Consider the following 1,556-nt stretch of genomic DNA (forward strand, 5'->3'; position numbering starts at 1 on the left):
GCTCCGATGGAAGTGCACAGCGCGCACTTTTCGTCGCTGGATGCGGCAGCGATCACTCGTGCGCCCATGGCCTTGGCGATCTGAATGGCGGCCGTGCCCACGCCCCCGGCAGCGCCCAGCACCAGCACGGTCTCGCCCGCCTTGAGCTGTGCGCGGTCTACCAGCGCATGGTGCGACGTGGCGTAGATCATGATGAAAGCGGCTGCATCGACATGCGAAAAGCCGTCTGGCAACGGCATGCACAGGGCTGCGGGGGCAATGGTGTGGGTGCCAAAGCCGCCGGTGCCCGACAGGCAGGCCACGTTCTGGCCGACCTTGAGGTGCGTGACGCCTTCGCCTACGGCAGCCACCACGCCCGCGTACTCCGAGCCGGGCACAAAGGGCAGCGGCGGCTTCATCTGGTACTTGTTCTGCACGATCAGCAGGTCGGGGAAGTTCAGGCTGGCGGCCTTGATCTCGATGAGCACCTCGCCCGCCTTGGGGGTGGGGGTGGGCAGCTCCGTCCAGGCAAGTGCCTCGACGCCGGTGGGGTTGGTGCAAAGCCAGGCATGCATGGGGAAGTCTCCTGTCGGTCGGTCTTGTCAATGATGGCCCGCATGATAGGTGGGGCGCTGGCGTGCCGGATGTCCCACGAGCGACGGGCTGCGGCGGCGGCTTCTCTGGCGCCCTCGGGCGCAGCAATGGCCTGCCCACCTACAATCCGTTGCAACCCCTACCCAGACCATGAAGATCCTGATTTCCAATGACGACGGCTTCCAGGCCCCCGGCATCGTCGCGCTGCATGATGCGCTCAAGACCCTCGACGGGGTCGAGGTGGAGGTCGTTGCGCCAGAACATAACAACAGTGCCAAGTCCAACGCTCTGACGCTGCATTCGCCGCTGTATGTGCACAAGGCGGCGAATGGTTTTCGCTATGTGAACGGCACCCCGGCAGACTGCGTGCACATCGCGCTGACTGGCTTGCTGGGCTACCGGCCCGACCTGGTGGTATCGGGCATCAACAATGGCGCCAACATGGGCGATGACACCATCTATTCCGGCACGGTGGGTGCGGCCATGGAGGGATATCTCTTTGGCGTTCCGGCCATCGCTTTTTCGCAGGTGGACAAGGGCTGGGCCGAGCTGGAGGCCGCCGCGGCCAAGGCGCGTGAACTGGTGGCGCAGATGCGTGCGCAGCAACTGGTCAACGAAACCCCCTGGCTGCTCAATGTGAACATCCCCAACATGCCGCTGGAGGCCTTGCGCCCGGCCAAGCTGTGCCGCCTGGGGCGCCGCCATGCGGCGGAACGGGTCATCGTGCAGGAAAGCCCGCGGGGCGAAGCCATGTACTGGATCGGCGGTGCCGGTGCTGCCAAGGACGATGCAGAAGGCACGGACTTTCATGCCACGGCCCAGGGCCATGTGTCCATCACGCCCCTCAAGGTGGACCTGACCGATCACGACAACCTCGGCTACTGGGCGCAGACCGCCGCCCGTTTGGCGGCGGGGGCGGCTGCCGCCCCCGGGGCGTGATGCAGCGCCGCCCGGGGTTTCCGGCCAGGCTGCCGGTGTCCGGT

At 66.1% G+C, this 1,556-nt stretch carries 2 protein-coding genes; one reads left to right on the top strand and one right to left on the bottom strand.

Annotation, left to right across the window (positions count from 1 at the left end):
• The coding region (locus DBR23_RS32045; protein WP_233250801.1) for an alcohol dehydrogenase catalytic domain-containing protein at positions 1–554 on the bottom strand (554 nt) is incomplete at its 3' end.
• A 169-nt stretch (positions 555–723) separates the two neighbouring features.
• Between DBR23_RS32045 and surE the strand changes: the two genes are divergently transcribed.
• Positions 724–1,512, top strand: a complete 789-nt coding sequence (gene surE, locus DBR23_RS28330; protein ID WP_099729832.1) for a 5'/3'-nucleotidase SurE — start codon at positions 724–726, stop codon at positions 1,510–1,512.
• Positions 1,513–1,556: the final 44 nt, after the last annotated feature.

The sequence above is a fragment of the Acidovorax sp. HMWF018 genome, assembly GCF_003061035.1.
Lineage (GTDB): Bacteria > Pseudomonadota > Gammaproteobacteria > Burkholderiales > Burkholderiaceae_C > Acidovorax > Acidovorax delafieldii.

Bases quoted from the DNA above. Each gene is read 5' to 3' on its own strand.
- surE (WP_099729832.1), top strand. From the start codon at position 724: ATGAAGATCCTGATTTCCAATGACGACGGCTTCCAGGCCCCCGGCATC.